Annotated in this window: 19 protein-coding genes; 11 read left to right on the forward strand and 8 right to left on the reverse strand. The window is 70.4% G+C overall.

Annotation, left to right across the window (positions count from 1 at the left end; all coding sequences use genetic code 11):
• The 3 genes from Q0C38_RS15055 to folK all read right to left on the reverse strand — a co-directional run.
• Positions 1-1727: bifunctional (p)ppGpp synthetase/guanosine-3',5'-bis(diphosphate) 3'-pyrophosphohydrolase (locus Q0C38_RS15055; protein WP_291297927.1), on the reverse strand; the 1727-nt coding region annotated here is incomplete at its 3' end.
• A gap of 78 nt (positions 1728-1805) precedes the next feature.
• A complete protein-coding gene (rpoZ, locus tag Q0C38_RS15060; protein WP_291297928.1) occupies positions 1806-2198 on the reverse strand; it encodes a DNA-directed RNA polymerase subunit omega in 393 nt (130 codons plus the stop codon).
• Positions 2199-2261: 63 nt separating this feature from the next.
• Positions 2262-2786 carry a 2-amino-4-hydroxy-6-hydroxymethyldihydropteridine diphosphokinase gene (folK, locus tag Q0C38_RS15065; protein WP_291297929.1) on the reverse strand — a complete coding sequence of 175 codons (525 nt, stop codon included), beginning with the start codon at positions 2784-2786 and terminating at the stop codon, positions 2262-2264.
• 83 nt (positions 2787-2869) lie between these two features.
• On the opposite strand from folK, the gene Q0C38_RS15070 reads away from it, so the two are divergent.
• Genes Q0C38_RS15070 through Q0C38_RS15080 form a run of 3 tightly spaced genes read left to right on the forward strand, consistent with a single transcriptional unit; the run spans position 2870 to position 5465 of the window.
• On the forward strand, positions 2870-3592 hold the full coding sequence (locus Q0C38_RS15070; protein ID WP_408870036.1) for an NYN domain-containing protein: 723 nt from the start codon (positions 2870-2872) through the stop codon (positions 3590-3592).
• 24 nt (positions 3593-3616) lie between these two features.
• Positions 3617-4267 carry a uracil-DNA glycosylase gene (locus Q0C38_RS15075; RefSeq protein WP_291297931.1) on the forward strand — a complete coding sequence of 217 codons (651 nt, stop codon included), beginning with the start codon at positions 3617-3619 and terminating at the stop codon, positions 4265-4267.
• A 19-nt stretch (positions 4268-4286) separates the two neighbouring features.
• Positions 4287-5465: a multidrug effflux MFS transporter gene (locus Q0C38_RS15080; RefSeq protein WP_291297932.1), complete on the forward strand. Its 1179-nt coding sequence runs from the start codon at positions 4287-4289 to the stop codon at positions 5463-5465.
• Here Q0C38_RS15080 and Q0C38_RS15085 read toward each other — a convergent pair.
• Complete coding sequence (locus tag Q0C38_RS15085; RefSeq protein ID WP_291297933.1) at positions 5451-6020, reverse strand: glutathione peroxidase; 570 nt, start codon at positions 6018-6020, stop codon at positions 5451-5453. The two genes, Q0C38_RS15080 and Q0C38_RS15085, sit on opposite strands and share 15 nt — an antisense overlap.
• Positions 6021-6080: 60 nt before the next feature.
• Here Q0C38_RS15085 and Q0C38_RS15090 point away from each other — a divergent pair, with 60 nt between their 5' ends.
• Positions 6081-7697: an acyl-CoA synthetase gene (locus Q0C38_RS15090; protein ID WP_291297934.1), complete on the forward strand. Its 1617-nt coding sequence runs from the start codon at positions 6081-6083 to the stop codon at positions 7695-7697.
• 3 nt (positions 7698-7700) lie between these two features.
• On the opposite strand, the gene smpB is transcribed toward Q0C38_RS15090, so the two are convergent.
• Together smpB and dapA are read right to left on the reverse strand one after the other, a co-directional pair.
• Positions 7701-8195 carry an SsrA-binding protein SmpB gene (smpB, locus tag Q0C38_RS15095; RefSeq protein ID WP_291297935.1) on the reverse strand — a complete coding sequence of 165 codons (495 nt, stop codon included), beginning with the start codon at positions 8193-8195 and terminating at the stop codon, positions 7701-7703.
• A 10-nt stretch (positions 8196-8205) separates the two neighbouring features.
• Positions 8206-9084, reverse strand: coding sequence for a 4-hydroxy-tetrahydrodipicolinate synthase (dapA, locus tag Q0C38_RS15100; RefSeq protein ID WP_291297936.1), 879 nt, complete (start codon positions 9082-9084; stop codon positions 8206-8208).
• Between the two features lie 98 nt (positions 9085-9182).
• Between dapA and Q0C38_RS15105 the strand changes: the two genes are divergently transcribed.
• The 7 genes from Q0C38_RS15105 to Q0C38_RS15135 all read left to right on the forward strand — a co-directional run bounded on the left by Q0C38_RS15105 (position 9183) and on the right by Q0C38_RS15135 (position 14903).
• Complete coding sequence (locus tag Q0C38_RS15105) at positions 9183-11168, forward strand: lytic transglycosylase domain-containing protein (RefSeq protein ID WP_291297937.1); 1986 nt, start codon at positions 9183-9185, stop codon at positions 11166-11168.
• Positions 11165-11920 carry a haloacid dehalogenase type II gene (locus tag Q0C38_RS15110; protein WP_291297938.1) on the forward strand — a complete coding sequence of 252 codons (756 nt, stop codon included), beginning with the start codon at positions 11165-11167 and terminating at the stop codon, positions 11918-11920. The genes Q0C38_RS15105 and Q0C38_RS15110 overlap by 4 nt, the downstream gene beginning before the upstream one ends.
• Positions 11917-12780, forward strand: a complete 864-nt coding sequence (locus Q0C38_RS15115) for an alpha/beta fold hydrolase (RefSeq protein WP_291297939.1) — start codon at positions 11917-11919, stop codon at positions 12778-12780. The genes Q0C38_RS15110 and Q0C38_RS15115 overlap by 4 nt, the downstream gene beginning before the upstream one ends.
• Entirely contained in the window at positions 12777-13244 is a 468-nt protein-coding gene (locus tag Q0C38_RS15120) for a phosphatidylglycerophosphatase A (protein ID WP_291297940.1), read from the forward strand. The genes Q0C38_RS15115 and Q0C38_RS15120 overlap by 4 nt, the downstream gene beginning before the upstream one ends.
• Positions 13241-13726: a CinA family protein gene (locus Q0C38_RS15125; RefSeq protein WP_291297941.1), complete on the forward strand. Its 486-nt coding sequence runs from the start codon at positions 13241-13243 to the stop codon at positions 13724-13726. The genes Q0C38_RS15120 and Q0C38_RS15125 overlap by 4 nt, the downstream gene beginning before the upstream one ends.
• Positions 13727-13799: 73 nt before the next feature.
• On the forward strand, positions 13800-14246 hold the full coding sequence (locus tag Q0C38_RS15130) for a hypothetical protein (protein ID WP_291297942.1): 447 nt from the start codon (positions 13800-13802) through the stop codon (positions 14244-14246).
• A 3-nt stretch (positions 14247-14249) separates the two neighbouring features.
• Positions 14250-14903, forward strand: a complete 654-nt coding sequence (locus Q0C38_RS15135; protein WP_291298008.1) for an alpha/beta fold hydrolase — start codon at positions 14250-14252, stop codon at positions 14901-14903.
• Positions 14904-15032: 129 nt separating this feature from the next.
• Here Q0C38_RS15135 and Q0C38_RS15140 read toward each other — a convergent pair whose 3' ends face one another.
• Together Q0C38_RS15140 and Q0C38_RS15145 are read right to left on the reverse strand one after the other, a co-directional pair.
• The gene (locus Q0C38_RS15140) at positions 15033-15968 is read right to left on the reverse strand and encodes a transporter (RefSeq protein WP_291297943.1); all 936 of its coding nucleotides are present in this window, start codon (positions 15966-15968) and stop codon (positions 15033-15035) included.
• Between the two features lie 62 nt (positions 15969-16030).
• Entirely contained in the window at positions 16031-16825 is a 795-nt protein-coding gene (locus tag Q0C38_RS15145) for a xanthine dehydrogenase family protein subunit M (RefSeq protein ID WP_291297944.1), read from the reverse strand.
• Positions 16826-16833: the final 8 nt, after the last annotated feature.

A 16833-nucleotide genomic window follows, 5' to 3' on the forward strand; every position in this document is an offset into this window, starting at 1 on the left:
AATGGCGGCGCGCCCGGCCGCGCCCGGCCGCGGGCGAGCGGCAGCAGCGGCGAGGCCCGTGGCGTCGGCCGCAGTTCCGGATAGGCAGCGAACACCACCTCGCGCGCCCCGATCGCGCCTGAGCCCACCGCTGCCTGGAGGTCCTCGACCGATGGCTGCTTCAACGCCTTCAGGACGCCATCGAGGATCGCGGCACCTCCCTCGACGCCCTCCTGCCGGAACGCCTTCACGAGTGCCGCGCGGCCAGCCTCGACATTCTGGGTGCGCAACTGGGCATGGACGAAGCGGCGGATGCGCGCGCGCGCCTTGCCGGAGACGACGAACCGCTCCCACGCGGGGTTCGGCGTATGCCCGCGCGCGGTGACGATCTCGACCTGGTCGCCGTTCGCAAGCTCGGTGCGCAGCGGCACGATGCGCCCGTTCACCTTGGCGCCGACGCAGGTATCGCCCACCTCCGAGTGCACCGCATAGGCGAAGTCGACCGGCGTCGCACCGCGCGGCAGGGTAATCAGGTCACCCTTCGGCGTGAAGCAGAACGCCTGGTCCTGGAACATCTCGAGCTTGGTGTGTTCCAGGAACTCCTCAGGCCCCGAGGCCTGGTCGAGGATCTCGAGCAGCGAGCGCAGCCAGCGATACTGCTTCGGCGCATCCGCCCCCGGTGCAACGCCATCCTTGTACGACCAGTGCGCGGCGACGCCGTATTCGGCGATCTCGTGCATCTCGCGCGTGCGGATCTGCACCTCGATCTTCTGGCTGCTCTCGGCCAGGATCACGCCGGTGTGGAGCGAGCGGTAGCCGTTCGGCTTGGGCGTCGAGATGTAGTCCTTGAAGCGGCCGGGCACGACGCGGAAGGCGGCGTGCACGACGCCGAGCGCGCGGTAGCACTCGTCGATCGAGGGAACGACGACGCGGAACGCCATGATGTCGGACAGTTGCTCGAAGGCAACGTTCCGCCGGTGCATCTTGAGCCAGATCGAGTAGGGGCTTTTCTCGCGGCCGGTGATCTCGGCGGTGATGCCGTGCTCGGCGAGCAGGCGCTTGAGATCCTCCGTCACCCGGTCGATCAGGTCGGCACCCTCGCCGCGGAGGAAGGCAATGCGCGCGAGGATGGAGGCGCAGGCATCGGGCTGGAGCTCACGGAAGGCGAGGCTCTCGAGCTCGGTCTTGACGCTGTCCATGCCGATGCGCTCGGCAAGCGGGGCGTAGATTTCCATCGTCTCGGCGGCGATCCGCCGGCGGCGGGTCTCGTCGCGCACGTAGCGCAGCGTGCGCATGTTGTGCAGCCGGTCGGCGAGCTTCACGAGCAGGACGCGGATGTCCTCGCTCATCGCCAGCACGAGCTTGCGGAAATTCTCCGCCTGCTTGGTCCGGTCCGATTGCAGCTCGAGGCGGGTGAGCTTGGTGACGCCGTCGACAAGGCGGGCGACATCGCGGCCGAAGCCCTTCTCGATGTCGGCCAGCGAAACTGCGGTATCCTCCACCACGTCGTGGAGCAGGGCCGTCACGATCGAGTTCGTGTCGACCCTGTAGCCCGTGAGGATGTGCGCGACCTCGACCGGGTGGGTGAAATACGGGTCGCCGTTGTCGCGCGTCTGGGTGGCGTGCGCCTTGGCGGCGAAATCAAAGGCGCGCGAGATGATTTCGCCGTCAGCCTTCGGGTCGTAGGCGCGGACCTGGGCGATGAGGTCCGCGCCGATGGCGGCCTGGGCTGCCGTGCCCTCAGGCATCGGCGTGGTGAGGCGCAAGGCGTGGCGGCAGGGCGCGAATGCGTGCGGCGCCCTGCCGTGTCATGGGGCGGCCCCCGCTCAGCCGCCGAGTTCGCGGGCGATCGCGGCCTCGATGTCCTCGTCCGGCGCGGCCTCGCCGCCGGCTTCCTCGGCTGCGACCTCCTCGGGGGAGATGTCCATGCCGGCGAAGATGTTGCTCTCGGTCGGCAGCAGGTCCATGACCTCCTCCGACGAAGGCTCCGGCTCGGGGACGCGCTGGAGGCTCTTGATCAGGTCGGCCTGCAGCCCGTCGAGCGGCACGGTTTCATCGGCGATCTCGCGCAGCGCGACGACGGGGTTCTTGTCGTTGTCGCGATCGAGCGTGAGCGAATCACCCCGGCTGATGTTGCGCGCGCGCTGGGCGGCGAGCATCACGAGCTCGAAGCGGTTGGGGATCCTCTCGACGCAGTCTTCCACGGTGACGCGCGCCATGCGCTCGACCCTCCGGCAATGACCCCACGGGGCGGATCGGTTGAAATAGCGTGCTGCGCTGCATCAGGCAAGGGCGGGGTCGTCGGGCGCCCTCTCGAGCGGCCGGCAGGCAGCGCGGGAAGCGGGTTCGAGCGCGGCGAGCAGGGTCCCGACATCCTCTCCCGTCACCGGGTGGCGCCAACCTGGCGCCACCTCCGCCAGCGGCAGGAGAACGAAGGCACGCTGGGCGAGGCGCGGATGCGGCAGCACCAGGCGCCCCGTCCGCACCACCCCGTTCGCGTCGATCAGGTCGAGGTCGAGCGTTCGGGCAGCATTCACCTCGCCCCGCACCCTGCCGAAGCGCGCCTCGATCGCATGCAGGGCGTCGAGCAGCGCCTCAGGCTCCACGCTGCCCTCCGCGGCCAGCACGGCATTGACGAAGCGAGGCTGGGCGGATGCTGGCACGGGGGCACTGTCCCACAGCCGCGACAGCGCGACGGCGCCGAGCCCAGGCAGGGCGCCGATCGCGGCCGCGGCGCGGCGCAGCGTCACGGCCGGCGCCACGCCATCAGGTCCTGGCAGGTTTGCGCCAAGCGCGATCAGGTTCACGCTTCATCTTTCCGTCACGATGGAGTTAGGTAACATGACAATCGGCGGCGGAGACTCGCGATGTGGGGCGCGAGGCTGGCACAATGGCGTATGGGGCCGTTTGCCCCCATCAGGAGCGGTACATGTTCAACGACAATGAGCGCGTCGCGGTTTTCATCGACGGCGCCAACCTCTATTCCGCTTCGCGGACCTTGGGTTTTGATGTCGACTACAAGTCGCTCCATGCCTTTTTCCGCAACAAGGCCTATATCGTCAGGCTGTTCTACTACACCGCCGTGCTGGAGACGGAGGAATATACGCCGCTTAAGCCGCTCGTCGACTGGCTGGGCTACAACGGCTACACGGTCGTCACCAAGCCCGCCAAGGAATTCACTGACAGCACCGGCCGACGGCGCGTCAAGGGCAACATGGACATCGAGCTTGCCATCGACATGCTCGAGATGGCGCCGCACGTGAACCACATCGTCCTGTTCTCCGGCGACGGGGACTTCCGCCGCCTGATCGAGGCCGTGCAGCGGAAGGGCGTGCGCGTCACCGTGGTCTCCACCATCAAGACCCAGCCCGTGCTCATCGCCGACGAGCTTCGCCGCCAGTGCGACCAGTTCGTCGACCTCGCCGACATCATGGGCGAGTTCACCCGCCGCGTCGTGCCGCCGCGCGAGCACGGGCCCGGGCGCGACATGGCACGTGACCGTGCCGAGGGTGTCTCCGCCTCCGGCCGCACCTTCACGGTCGAGACGGTCGGCGGCCCGCGCGCGACGCCCGATGCACCCTGGCGCGGCGTTCCCGACCCGGAAACGCCCTGATCCGCCTGGACCGCACGTCGTCGCGTGCCGCCGGAGGGCGATTGCCGGCTCTGCCCCCGGCTTGCCGCGTTCCGTGACGACAACCGCGCCCGCTTCGCCACCGACCCGGAGGGCCCGTGGCACAACGCGCCGGTCGCCTCCTTCGGACCACGCGACGCGCGGCTGCTGATTGTCGGCCTCGCCCCCGGCCTTCGCGGCGCCAACCGCACCGGCCGTCCCTTCACCGGCGACTGGGCCGGCGACCTGCTCTATGCCACGCTGCTGAAATACGGCCTCGCCCAAGGCACCTATGACGAGCGCGCCGATGACGGGCTGACGCTGGCAGGCGTGCGCATCTGCAACGCGGTGCGCTGCGTGCCGCCGGAGAACAAGCCCACCCCCGCCGAGATCGCCACCTGCAACCGCTTCCTCGCCGAGGAAATTGCAGGCCTGCGCCACCTCTCGGTCATCCTGGCACTCGGCGCCATCGCCCATAGCGCCACCCTGCGCGCGCTTGGCCAGCGCCAGTCCGCCTGGCGCTTCGCCCACGCAGCGATCCACCGCTTGCCGACGGGTGCCGTGCTGATCGACAGCTACCATTGCAGCCGCTACAACACCAATACGGGCAGGTTGACGGAACCAATGTTTCACAACGTATTCGAGGCCATCATTACGATGCTTTATGAGCCAGCCTGAGGCGGAACGCCGCGCCCCGATGCCGCCTGTATGGCTGCTAGCGGGGCTGATCTCGCTGGGCCCCCTCTCGACCGACCTCTACCTCCCCGCCCTTCCCGCCATCGCCGCTGCCTTCGGCACCGATGCCGCCGGGGTGCAATGGACACTGTCCGGCTTCCTGCTCGCCTTCGCACCGAGCCAACTCGTCTATGGCCCTGTTGCTGATCGATTTGGCCGCCGCCCCGCGATGCTCTGGGGGCTTGGGCTGTTCGCACTCGGGACCGCCGCCTGCGCCCTTGCGCCAACGCTCGGGGCGCTGGTTGCCGCACGCATCGTCCAGGCGATCGGGGCCTGCGCCGGGCCCGTTGTCGCGCGCGCCGTCGTGCGAGACACGGTTCCGCAGGAACGTGCGCCAGCCGTCTTCGCCACCATGGCGGGGCTGATGTCGCTTGCGCCCGCCATCGGCCCCGTGCTCGGCGGCATCGTCACCGCACTGTCCGGCTGGCGGGCGAGCTTCGTTCTCCTGCTGGTGGCTGCCTTCGCCATCACGGCCTTCGTCTGGCGCGGGCTTGCCGAGACGGCGCCCACGCTCGACCGCCGCGCGCTCGACCCCGCCTCCCTCATCCGGGCCTATGGCGGATTGCTGGCGGATCGCTGGTTCCTGAATCACGCTCTCGTGGCAACAGCGAGCTATACGGCGCTGTTCTGCTTCATTTCAGGCTCCTCGCACGTGATCCAGGGCGGCCTCGGCCTTGACCCGCTCGCCTATGGAATCGTGTTCGCCTCGGCTGTGGCGGGCTATGTCGCCGGAAGCCTGATCGTGCGGCGGTTCAGCGCGCGCATCCCACCGCGGCGGATGATGTGGGCGGGTGCGGCCTGGTGCCTCGCCTGCGGCTGGGCCGGGCCCGTGTCGCTCGCACTAGCCGGGCCACAGCTCGCCACCGTCGCGCTGCCGCTGATCCTCTACATGGTGGGCTTCGCGGTGATCCAGCCGAACGCGCAGGCCGGTGCGGTCGCGCCCTTCCCGCTGATGGCAGGCCGTGCCTCGGCCCTGCTCGGCTGCCTCCAATGGAGCATCGCGGCCTTCGTCGGGCTTGGCCTCGGCCTCATTCTCGACCCTGCCGGCTGGGCGATGGCGTTCGGCATCGCACTCTCGGCGACGGCAGCCTTCATCGCCGTGGCGCTGCTGCCGAAGCCCCCCAGCTCAGGCGGCTTGTGAGGCCAGTGCGCGTTCGATCGCGCCCGTGATCACGCTGCTCTCGGGCGAGGTCGTCGCCCCCCAGGAGCCGGCGACGCGGCCGTCACGGCCGATCAGGTATTTGTGGAAGTTCCAGCGCGGCGGTGCCGCCGATGCGGCGGCCCAGGCGAAGAAGGGATGCGCCTCGCGCCCCGTCACGCGCGTGATGGCCGCGAGCGGGAACTCGATCCCGAACTCGACCTCGCAGAACTGCTTCACCGCGGCGTTGTCGGCCTTCTCCTGGCGGAAATCCCCCGACGGAACGCCGATGACGACGAGGCCGCGCGGCCCGTAGGTCTCGTGCAGCTTGCGCAGGCCCGCATACTGGTTGGTGAAGCCGCAGAACGAGGCGGTGTTGACCACGAGCAACGCCTTGCCGCGATGCTCGGCGAGCGCGATCGGCTCACCCTCGATGCCGTCGAAGGTGAAATCCCACGCGACCTTGCCGGCCGCCGAGGCAGGGTCAGGCCGGAAGGGCACGAGTGCCGCGCCGAGGGCCGCCATCATGCCGAATGTGCGTCTCACCTGGTCCACCATTGCCCTGTCTCCTCACACACGCTGATAGATGCGCAAGGCCCGGCCCGCTACAAGCCCGGCATGGACCGTCGCCTCCTCGCCCCGGCCGCCAGCCACGGAACGCTCACCGCCTCGTTCCGCTGGGCCATCCCGGCCCGCTTCAACATCGCCGCCGCGATCGATGCCTGGGCCGATGGGGCGGGCAGGACGGCGATCATCGCGCTCGACGAGGCCGGCCGTGAGACGCGGGTGAGCTTCGATGCGCTGCACGCCCTCTCCTGCCGGATGGCGAACGTGCTCGCCGCACGCGGCATCGGGCGGGGCGACAGGGTGGCGATCCTGCTGCCGCAGCGGCTCGAGACGGCCGCAGCCCACCTCGCCGCCTATCGGATGGGCGCGATCGCGGTGCCGCTGTTCGTGCTGTTCGGCCCCGATGCGGTCGCCTTCCGCCTGGCCGACAGCGGCGCAGCCGCGGTGATCACCGATGGCGCGGGTGCCGCCATGCTCGCCCCCTTGCGCGATACCCTGCCCGGTCTCCGCGCCGTCTTCACCGTCGATGGCGGCATGGTGGGGGCGGAGGACCTCGCCGCCCTGCTGCCCGCCGCCTCCGACCGCTTCGCCACGGCCGACACAGCGGCCGATGACCCTGCGCTGATCATCTACACCTCGGGCACCACCGGGCAGCCGAGGGGCGCGCTGCATGCGCATCGCGTCCTGCTTGGCCATCTCCCCGGCGTGGAGCTTCCGCACCGCTTCTTCCCGCAAGCCGGCGACCTGTTCTGGACGCCGGCCGACTGGGCCTGGATCGGCGGCCTGCTCGACGTCCTGCTGCCAAGCCTGTTCCACGGCATCCCCGTTCTCGCGCACCGCTTCCCGAAATTCGACCCCGATGCCGCCTTCGCGCTGATGGCGCGGCACGGCGTGCGCAACGTGTTCATGCCGGCGACCGCGCTGCGCATGCTCCGCGCCGCGCGCGCGCCTTCGGGCGTGACGCTGCGCAGCCTCGCCTCGGGCGGCGAGACGCTCGGCGAAGGGCTGCTGGACTGGGGGCGGGAGGCATTCGGCTTCACGATCAACGAGTTCTACGGGCAGACGGAGGCGAACCTCGTCGTCTCGGCCGCTGCTGACCTGTTCGCCTCACCACCAGGGTCGATGGGACGCGCCGTGCCGGGTCATGGGGTCGCGGTGATCGGGGACGACGGCGCGGTGCTGCCACCGGGATCGCTCGGCGATATCGCCATTCGCGCGCCCGACCCGGTGATGATGCTGCGCTACTGGAACAACCCCGACGCAACGGCCGCGAAGTTCCGCGGCGACTGGCTGGTGACGGGTGACCAGGGACGGCAGGACGAAGCCGGCAACCTCTTCTTCGTCGGCCGCGAGGATGACGTGATCACCTCGGCCGGCTACCGCATCGGCCCTGGCGAGGTGGAGGATTGCCTGACGCGCCACCCGGCCGTGGCGATGGCCGCCGTCATCGGCGTGCCCGACCCGGTGCGGACGGAGCGCGTGAAGGCCTTCGTGGTGCTCCGCCCGGGCCATGAGCCTGGCGAGGCGCTCGCCGCCGAGATCCAGGGCTTCGTGCGCACGCGGCTCGCGGCGCACGAATACCCGCGCGAGATCGCCTTCGTGCCCGCTCTCCCCGTGACGGCGACGGGCAAGGTGATGCGCCGGGCGCTGCGCCAGGCCCCGCCCTGAGGCTCAGCCAGCGACGGTCCCGCGCCCGCGCAGCAGGCGCGACTTCTCGCGCTGCCAGTCGCGCGCCTTCACCGCCTCTCGCTTGTCGGCCTTCTTCCGGCCGACGGCGACGCCAAGCACCACCTTCGCGCGCCCCTTGTCGTTGAAGTTGATCTCGAGCGGCACGATCGTCACCCCGTCGCGCGCGATGGAACCGATGAGCTCGCGCATCTGCTTGCGGTGCACGAGCAGCTTGCGGGGTGAGCGCGGCTCGAACCGGCTCAGCACGCCGGCCTGGTATTCGGGGATGTAGGCGTTGAACAGCCAGAGTTCGCCGTTCCGCTCGCCGGCCCAGGCTTCGGTCAAGGTCGCGCGGCCGAGGCGGAGGCTTTTCACCTCCGGCCCCTTCAGCACGAGGCCGGCCTCGAGCGTCTGCTTGATCGTGTAGTCGTGGCGGGCCTTGCGGTTCTGCGCCACCACCCCGTGCGCGATCAGCCCTTTCTTGCGCGCCTCGGCCACATCGATTCTCTCAGTTCAGGAGGCCGGTTTCGACCAGCGCCGCGCGCACCCGCGCCTTGTTGGCGTCGCCAACCGGGGCAAGCGGCAGGCGGCACGTCTCCTCGCAATGGCCGAGCAGGTGGGCCGCGTACTTCACCGGACCGGGAGACGTCTCGCAGAACATCGCGTCATGGACGGGAACGAGCCGCTCCTGGATCACCATGGCACCGGTGACGTCGCCGCGCTGCCACGCCTCGTGCATGTCGGCGCACAGCCGCGGCGCGACGTTGGCCGAGACCGAGATGCACCCGACCCCGCCGGAGGCGAGGAAGGCCACCGCCGTATGGTCCTCGCCCGAGAGCTGGACGAAATCGGGCCCGCATTCGCGCTTCTGGTGCAGCGGGCGGGCGAGGTTCGCGGTCGCGTCCTTCACCCCGACGATGTTCGGCAACTTCGCCAGCCGCGCCATCGTCTCGACCGTCATGTCGACGGCGGACCTGCCCGGGATGTTGTAGATGATAAGCGGAAAATCAGATGCTTCCGCAATCGCCTTGAAGTGGAGGTAGAGCCCCTCCTGCGTCGGGCGGTTGTAGTAGGGCGTGACCACGAGGGCGGCATCCGCGCCCGCTGCCTTGGCGTGGCGTGTAAAGTCGATCGCCTCGTCGGTCGAGTTCGAGCCTGTCCCGGCGATCACGGGAACGCGCTTGCCCGCGGCCGCGACGCAGAGTTCGACCACCCGCTTGTGCTCGGCATGGGACAGCGTCGGGCTCTCGCCGGTGGTGCCGACGGGAACGAGCCCGTGCGTGCCCTCGCGGACCTGCCACGCGACGAAGTCCTGGAAGGCCTTCTCGTCGATCGCGCCGTCCCGGCGCATCGGCGTGATCAGCGCGACCAGCGATCCCTTGAACATCTTTCTCTCCTTGGCGGACCAGCGCGTCCGCATCGCGCGCACACTCGCTTCTGCGTCGATCCGTGACAAGTGGCACCGCGAGGCAATACAACCAAGCCATGCGCAGACGGATCGTCACGAGTCTCTCGGTTTTGCTCCTGGCGGTTGCAAGCGTGATTGGCGCGCGACCATCCCTGGCACAAGGTGCCGCGAACCAGGGCATGGATGCTGCCTGCCGCGCCGTCGTCACCGCCGCCGCCGCCGGCCGCTGGGCGGAGCCTGCCCGCTGCGCCGCCCCGGTGCCGGCCAAGGTTGCCCAGTGGCTGCGCCTGCTCTCCGGCCCCGCGAGTGCCGGCGAAGTGGCGCGCTTCATCGCCGAGAACCCCGATTGGCCGCTGCACGACACGCTCGCCCGCCGTGCGGAGGAGATGCACGCCACCGTTCTCGACGATGGCGTGGTGCGCGGCTTCTTCTCGCGTCGCCCGCCGCGCACGGCGCCGGGCATGCTCCGCTACGCGGAGGCGATCGAGGCGCGCGATGCGGCCGGTGCGCAGCGCCTCCGCCGCGAGGCATGGGTGCTGCTCCGCCCCGACGCCGCGGCCGAACGCGCGCTGGTCGAGCGTCATCCCGGCCTGATCAGGGCGGAGGACAACTGGGCGCGGTTCGACCGCCTGACCTGGGCGCGCGAGCAGGCCGCCGCGCAGCGACTGCTGCCGCAGCTCCCCCCCGGCCGCCAGGTCGCGGCACGCGCGCGGCTCGAGGCGCTGACGGGATCGGAAGGCGATCTCGTGCAGATGCCGGAGGCGCGTCGCGACCCCCTCGTCTTCCTCGAGCGGGTGCGCAGCCTCCGCCGCCAGGACCGTGACGACGAGGCAGCACGCCTCTGGATCGCCGAGGGACCGGCCGCGCAATCGGCTGCGGGCGTCGCGCGGCTCGGCCAGTTCTGGGCCGAGCGGCAGATCGTCGTCCGCCGCCTGCTCAGGCAGGGCGACGATGCGCAGGCGCTTCGCCTCTCGGCAGGGCACGGCCTGCCGCCAGGCCCGACGGAGGCGTATCTCGAGGCGGAGTTCGTCAGCGGCTGGATCGCGCTCCGCCGCCGCGGTGAGCCGGCACGGGCGCTGACCCACTTCACGGCGATCGAGCGCAACGCCGTTGCCCCGATCAGCCTCGCCCGCGGCGGCTACTGGCGCGGCCGTGCGCTCGCGGCGTTGCAGCGGCCCGACGATGCCAGGGCTGCCTGGCGCTCGGCTGCCCAGCATCCGTTCACGTTCTACGGCCAGCTTGCCGCGCTGGCCTCCGGCGAGAGCGACGCGGAGCTCGGCCTTCGCATCGCCGCCACCGGCCCTGCCGCGGCGGAACCTGCCCATGTCGCCGCCTTCGCCGGGCGCGAGCTGGCCGAGGCCGCGCGCATCCTCGTCGCGATCGGCGAGACGCGGCGGGCGCGGCAGGTGCTGCTGCGGCTGGCCGAGATCGCTCCTGACGCGACCGACCGCGGCCTCGCGGGCTCTCTCGCCGTCGCCCTCGGCCAGGCGGAGACGGGCGTGTGGATGGCCCGTCGCGTCGCCGTCACCACGGGCACCATCCTGCCCGATGCCGGCTGGCCCGTTCCGGTCGAGCCACCGCCGGGGATAGAGCGTGCGCTCGCCCTCGCGCTGATGCGCCAGGAGAGCAATTTCGATGCTGGCGCGCTGAGCCCCGCCGGCGCACGGGGGCTGATGCAGCTGATGCCGGCGACGGCACGCGCGATGGCGCGGGAGCTGAAACAGCCGGCGCTCGCCACCCGCCTGACCGACCCGGACGCGAACATGCGCCTCGGCACCGCCTATCTCGCCAAGCGGCTGGATGAGTTCGACGGCGCGGTGCCGCTCGCGCTTGCGGCCTACAATGCGGGCGCGCACCGGGTTCGCCAGTGGCTCGACCAGAACGGCGACCCGCGTGTCACCGACATCGACCCGATCGACTGGATCGAGCTGATCCCCTTCTCCGAGACACGGAACTACGTGATGCGCGTGATCGAGAGCGTAACGATCTACCGGGCGCGGGCTGGCACGGCGGATGCCGCCGCGCGCCACCCCGTGCGCACCCTCGCGGCGGTGCGGCCATGAGCGCGACCCCGAGCGTGACCCCAACAAGTGCACCGACCGGCGTGATCGGAAGCGTGCGCGCCGTGGTGTTCGCCGGCCACGGCACGGTGTTCGACACCACCGCGGCCGTGCTCGCCGCCGCCGCGCAGCTTGACGGTCGCGCGGAGGCGCTCGCGGCACTCTGGCAGGCAAAGCGCTTCGAATACGCCTGGATCGCGACCGCCACGGGACGGAAGGTCGAGCTGTGGGAGCTCACCGGCGAAGCGCTCGACCACGCCATGGGCGCGCTCGGCTTCGCCCATGACAGGCTCCTGCGGGCGCGCCTGATGCAGGGCCTGTTGCAGGCAGCACCCTTCCCGGACGTGAAGCCGGCCCTTGGCCAGCTTGGCGGCAACCGCAACCGCCCGCTCGCGCTGCTGACCAACGCCTCGACGATGATGGTCACGGCAACCGCCAAGGCCGGCGAGGTGTACGGCCTGTTCGATGCGCTTCTCTCGGCCGAGCCGACGGGCGTGTTCAAGCCGAACCCAGCCGTCTACCAGCTCGCCACCGCGCGGTTCGGCATCCCTGCCGGGGACATCGCCTATGTCTCGGCCAATGCGTGGGACGTTGCCGGGGCGAGGCTCGCCGGCATGCGCACGATCTGGCTCAACCGCAGCGGTGCGCGGGGCGAGTTTGCCTGGGCCCCGCCTGAGGCGGAGATCGAGAGCCTCGCCGCCCTGCCCGCCCTGCTGACCGCCGGCCTGCCCGGGCCGGGGCAGAGTGCTGCGTGACTGCCCCCGAGGCGCGGCCGCCCGGCACGGCGCGCCGCGTCAGGGTCAGGGGTGGGCTCAACGTCTCGGTGCTGAGCTGGGGCGAGATGACGGCGCGCACGCCGCTGCTCTGCCTGCCCGGCCTCGTGCGCACCGGCGGTGACTTTGCCGGGCTTGCCGCGCGGCATTGCGGCACGCGCCTGGTGCTCGCGCCCGACTACCCTGGCCGTGGCGCGTCGGATCGCGCCTGGCTCTGGCGACGCTACCTGCCGGAGCGGATCCTGAAGGACGTGATCGACGTCGTTGCCGCCTTCGGGCTTCGCCGCGTCGTCGCCATCGGCACCTCGCTCGGGGCGGTTCTCGCGATGGGGCTCGCCACCGTCCGCCCCCGCATGGTGACGGCCGCGGTGCTGAACGATGCGGGGCCGGAGATCGACCCGTCCGGCATGGGCTTCGTGCACCGCTTCGTCGGCACCCAGCACCGCCATGCGAACCTCGACGCCGCCGCGGCATATCTCCGCGACGCGCTGCCGTGGCTCTCGCTCCGCACCGACCATGAGTGGCGCGAGATGGCACGCCTCACCTTCCGCGAGGCGGAGGGCGGCACCTGGGTCGAGAACTGGGACAGGCGCATCGCCCGCGGGCTCGACCGTGGCGTTCCAGGCGACCTGTGGGACCTGTTCGCCCCGCTCGCCCGCATCCCCGCGCTGCTGGTGCGCGGGGGGACGAGCAACATCCTCTCGGCCGCGACCGCCCACCGGATGCGCGAACGCTTCCCCCGCATGGCCTATGTCGAGCTGCCCGGCGTCGGCCATGCGCCGACGCTGTCGGAGCCCGGGCTTGCCGGGACGGTTGATGCCTTCATCGGGGCGCAGGCATGAGCGCGCGCGCCGACGCCATCGCCTCGCTCTGGGGCGTCGGCCGCCTTCCCTTCGGCCCCGGCACGTGGGGGAGCCTTGCCGCCCTCGCCCCGGGGGTCGCGCTTCTGGCCCTTGGCGGGCCACTGCTGGTTGCTGCCGCCGCGCTGGCGCTGGCCTGGATCGGCGTGCGCGCGATCGCAGCACTCCCGGCGGAGACGCAGGGCGCCGATTCGGGCTGGATCGTGATCGACGAGGCGGCGGGGCAGTGGCTCGCGCTGGCGGGCCTCGGTGCTGTGTCCCTTCTGGGCGTGGTCGCTGCCTTCGCACTGTTCCGGCTGTTCGACATCGCCAAGCCCTGGCCCGTCTCCTGGGCCGACCGTCGGCACGACGCTGCCGGCATCATGTTGGACGACCTCGTCGCCGGCACGCTTGCCGCGGCAGCGCTCCTCGCCCTGCGAATGCTCATGCCGGAGGTGCTGCAATGACCCCTCTCCTGCTCGCCGAGGCAGAAGCGCTGCTGGCACTTTTCCGCGAGAAGCGGCTGATGATCGTCACGGCCGAGAGCTGCACCGGCGGGCTGATCGCGGCGACGCTGACTGCGATCGCGGGATCGTCCGATGTCCTCGATCGCGGCTTCGTCACCTACTCGAACGACGCCAAGCGCGCGATGCTCGGCGTGAGCGAGGAGACGCTCGCCCGCGTGGGCGCCGTGAGCGAGGAGGTCTCGCGCGAGATGGCCGATGGCGCGCTCGGCGTCAGCACCGCCGACGTCGCGCTTTCCGTCACCGGCATCGCGGGGCCTGGCGGGGCGACGGAAACGAAGCCCGTCGGCCTCGTCTTCATCGGCGCGGCGCGGCGCGGCGGCACGCTCCTGGTGGAACGCCACGTCTTCGCTGGTGATCGTGCCGCGGTGCGCAACGCCTCCGTCTCGGTCGCGTTCCGGCTGGCGCGCACGCTGGCAGGCTGAGCGGCGACGTTCCCGCTGTCGTTTCGCCGTCGTACCCGATACTGTAGCGGCAACGACAGAACGGGGGATTGGCATGACAGTCGGCACCATCGGCATCGGGCGACGCGCCCTGCTCTGCCTCGCCGCGCTCGGCACGCTCGGGCTCTGCGCGCCCGCGCAGGTAGAGGCCCAGGCGCAGCGGAACTTCCCAGAGCCCCGCGAGGCAAGCTGGACGGCGCGTGACTTCCGCTTCCACACCGGCGAGGTGATGGCGGAGCTCAAGCTCCACTACCGCACGATCGGCGAGCCGTCGGGCGAGCCGGTGGTGGTGCTGCACGGCACGGCGGGTTCGGGTGCGAACATGCTGGGCCCCGGCTTCGCCGGCCAGCTCTTCGGCCCCGGCCAGCCGCTCGATGCGGCCAGGCACTTCATCATCCTGCCCGATGCGCTCGGCGCCGGCGGCTCGGCCAAGCCGTCGGACGGACTGCGCGCCAGGTTCCCCCGCTACAATTTCGACGACATGGTGCAGGCCCAGCATTGACTGCTGACCGAGGGGCTCGGACTCCGTCGCGTGCGGCTGATCCTCGGCAACTCGATGGGCGGGATGCATGCCTGGGTCTGGGGCGTGACGCATCCGGGGTTCGCCGATGCGCTCGTGCCGATGGCCTCGCAGCCCACCGCGATGGCCAGCCGCAACTGGCTGATGCGGCGCATGATCGTCGACGGCATCCGAAACGACCCCGCCTACATGGGCGGCGACTATGCGACGCAGCCGGCGATGGCCCGCTTCGTCGGGGTTTTCTACGGCATCGGCACCAATGGCGGCACGCTCGCCTGGCAGAAGAATGCACCCACGACCGAGGCGGCGAACCGCATCCTTGAGAACCGCATGGCCGCCCCGTTCCGGGCGGATGCGAACGACTACGTCTACCAGTGGGACGCCTCGCGCGACTACGACCCCTCAGCCCGGCTCGATCGCATCACCTCGCATGTGCTCGTGATCAATGCCGCCGATGATGAGCGCAACCCGCCCGAGACGGGCGTGCTGGAGGACGCACTGAAGCGCATCCCGAACGCGAAGCTTCTGCTGATCCCGGCAAGCCCCGAGACGACGGGCCACGGCACAACGGGCAATGCGCGCTTCTATGCGCGGGATCTGGGAGAGTGGCTCGCCACCGTGCCGCGCCGGGGTGGGTGAGCGCTAGAGCAGCGCCCGATCTGATGGAACCGGAATCGGTTCCATCAGATCGGGCCAAGCTGCTCTACCCATTGATGTTTCTAGAGCACGACCTTCCGATCGATTGATTCCAATCGATCGGAACGTGCTCTACAGCCCCCCGCCCCAGCGATACTGCAGGGCGAACCCGACCAGGTCGTAGTCGTTGCGCGTGCGGGCGGCGACGCCGCGGCTGGCGAACAGCTTCACTGAGTAGTTGAGGCTGAGCGGGAACGAGAACGTGCCGCCGAAGCGCCAGTTGCGCTGGCTGTCGTCATTCTCGTCGCCGTCGATGCTTGTCCTGCCGCCGGTGAACCAGGTCGCGTCGGCGGAGATCCACATGCCGCGGCCGATGCTGTAGATCGCATGGCCCTCGGCGGCATAGATCGGCTCCTGCGACCGGGTGCGGCCGTTGAAGAAGTCGCTGTTGTCGGTGAAGAAGCTGACCGTGCCGGTGAACTCGAGTGTCAGGTCGCCAAACGACTTGGAGACGCCGAGTTGCGGGCGGAACGACCAGCGGTTCGTGCCGAGGTTCACCACGCGCTCGTTGTCGTACTGGCCGAGCGGCGCCGACACCTGGAGCGCGGCACCGACGATCCAGTCCTGCTCCCAGTTCTGGAATTCCTGGAGCGTCAGCGCCGGCGAGCCGATGAAGTTCACCGAGAAGCGGAACCGCGGATCGCCGAGCCCGCGCACATCGCGCGAGACGGGTTGGCCCTGGAACAGCGCATCGCCGGTCAGGCGCGTGTAGGGAATGTAGGCATCGACCTTGCCGGTCATGCCGAACACGTTGATCACACGCGCATAGCCGATGAGCGCGCTCGTCGTGGTCAGTTCCGCCTGGGTCACCGGCACGGCCGGGTCGAAGGAGAGACCACCGCTCGTGTAGGCATAGCCGCCGACCAGGAAGTTCACCCCGACCGGCGCGTTGGAGAAGGCGCGCGGCTCGATGTCCTGGGCGCGGGTGGGTGCGGCGGGGGTGCACGAGAGAAGGACAGCGATCGCGAATGCGAAAAGCGCGCGGCACCCGCCCGGCACCGCGCGCATCAATCGTCGTCTCCGTCCACCCCGAAGGAAGGGCCTGCGCCCTTCGCTCGGAGCGGCCACGATCAGCCCGCGGCGGCGACGGCGCGCTTGGCCATCACGCCGATCAGGTGCGCGCGATATTCCTTGGAGGCGTGGATGTCGCCGTTCAGGTCATCGACCGGCGTCGTCACGCCATCGAGCGCGGCGGCGGACCAGTTCTTGGCCAGCGCCGCTTCCATCGCCGCATGGCGGAACACGCCGTTCGCCCCTGCACCCGTCACGGCGACGCGCACCCCGGCAGGCCCCTTGGCGACGAACACGCCGACCATGGCGTAGCGCGAGGCAGGGTTGGGGAACTTCACGTAGGCCGCCTTCTCTGGCACCGGAAAGCTGATGGCGGTGACGATCTCGCCAGGCTCCAGCGCCGTCGAGAACATGCCGTTGAAGAAATCATCCGCCGCGATCGCGCGCGTGTTGGTGTGCACCGTGGCACCGAGCGCCAGCACCGCGCCCGGATAGTCCGCCGCCGGGTCGTGGTTGGCGACGGAGCCGCCCATCGTGCCGCGGTTGCGCACCTGCGCGTCGCCGATATGCGCCGCGAGCTTCGCCAGTGCCGGGATCGCCTTCGCCACGTCCGCCGAGGAGGCGACGGTTGCGTGCGTCGTCATGCCGCCGATCTTCACGGTACCACCCGAGACGGTGATGCCCTTCAGCTCGCCGATGCCCGAGAGGTCGACCACCGCGGTCGGCCGCGCAAGCCGCTGCTTCAGCGTGGGGATCAGCGTCATGCCGCCCGACATCGCCCGCGCATCGGGGTCAGCCAGCAGCTTCACGGCATCGGCGACAGAGCCGGGGCGGTGATAGGTGAATTCGTACATCGCGTGTC

This window comes from Elioraea sp., from assembly GCF_022842375.1.
Taxonomy (GTDB): domain Bacteria; phylum Pseudomonadota; class Alphaproteobacteria; order Acetobacterales; family Acetobacteraceae; genus Elioraea_A.

Excerpts from the sequence above, each read along its gene's own strand:
- rpoZ (WP_291297928.1), bottom strand. The coding sequence starts at position 2,198 with ATGGCGCGCGTCACCGTGGAAGACTGCGTCGAGAGGATCCCCAACCGC.
- Q0C38_RS15070 (WP_408870036.1), top strand. The coding sequence starts at position 2,870 with ATGGCGTATGGGGCCGTTTGCCCCCATCAGGAGCGGTACATGTTCAAC.
- Q0C38_RS15080 (WP_291297932.1), top strand. The coding sequence starts at position 4,287 with ATGCCGCCTGTATGGCTGCTAGCGGGGCTGATCTCGCTGGGCCCCCTC.
- Q0C38_RS15085 (WP_291297933.1), bottom strand. The coding sequence starts at position 6,020 with ATGGTGGACCAGGTGAGACGCACATTCGGCATGATGGCGGCCCTCGGC.
- Q0C38_RS15090 (WP_291297934.1), top strand. The coding sequence starts at position 6,081 with ATGGACCGTCGCCTCCTCGCCCCGGCCGCCAGCCACGGAACGCTCACC.
- dapA (WP_291297936.1), bottom strand. The coding sequence starts at position 9,084 with ATGTTCAAGGGATCGCTGGTCGCGCTGATCACGCCGATGCGCCGGGAC.
- Q0C38_RS15105 (WP_291297937.1), top strand. The coding sequence starts at position 9,183 with ATGCGCAGACGGATCGTCACGAGTCTCTCGGTTTTGCTCCTGGCGGTT.
- Q0C38_RS15110 (WP_291297938.1), top strand. The coding sequence starts at position 11,165 with ATGAGCGCGACCCCGAGCGTGACCCCAACAAGTGCACCGACCGGCGTG.
- Q0C38_RS15120 (WP_291297940.1), top strand. The coding sequence starts at position 12,777 with ATGAGCGCGCGCGCCGACGCCATCGCCTCGCTCTGGGGCGTCGGCCGC.
- Q0C38_RS15125 (WP_291297941.1), top strand. The coding sequence starts at position 13,241 with ATGACCCCTCTCCTGCTCGCCGAGGCAGAAGCGCTGCTGGCACTTTTC.
- Q0C38_RS15130 (WP_291297942.1), top strand. The coding sequence starts at position 13,800 with ATGACAGTCGGCACCATCGGCATCGGGCGACGCGCCCTGCTCTGCCTC.
- Q0C38_RS15140 (WP_291297943.1), bottom strand. The coding sequence starts at position 15,968 with ATGCGCGCGGTGCCGGGCGGGTGCCGCGCGCTTTTCGCATTCGCGATC.
- Q0C38_RS15145 (WP_291297944.1), bottom strand. The coding sequence starts at position 16,825 with ATGTACGAATTCACCTATCACCGCCCCGGCTCTGTCGCCGATGCCGTG.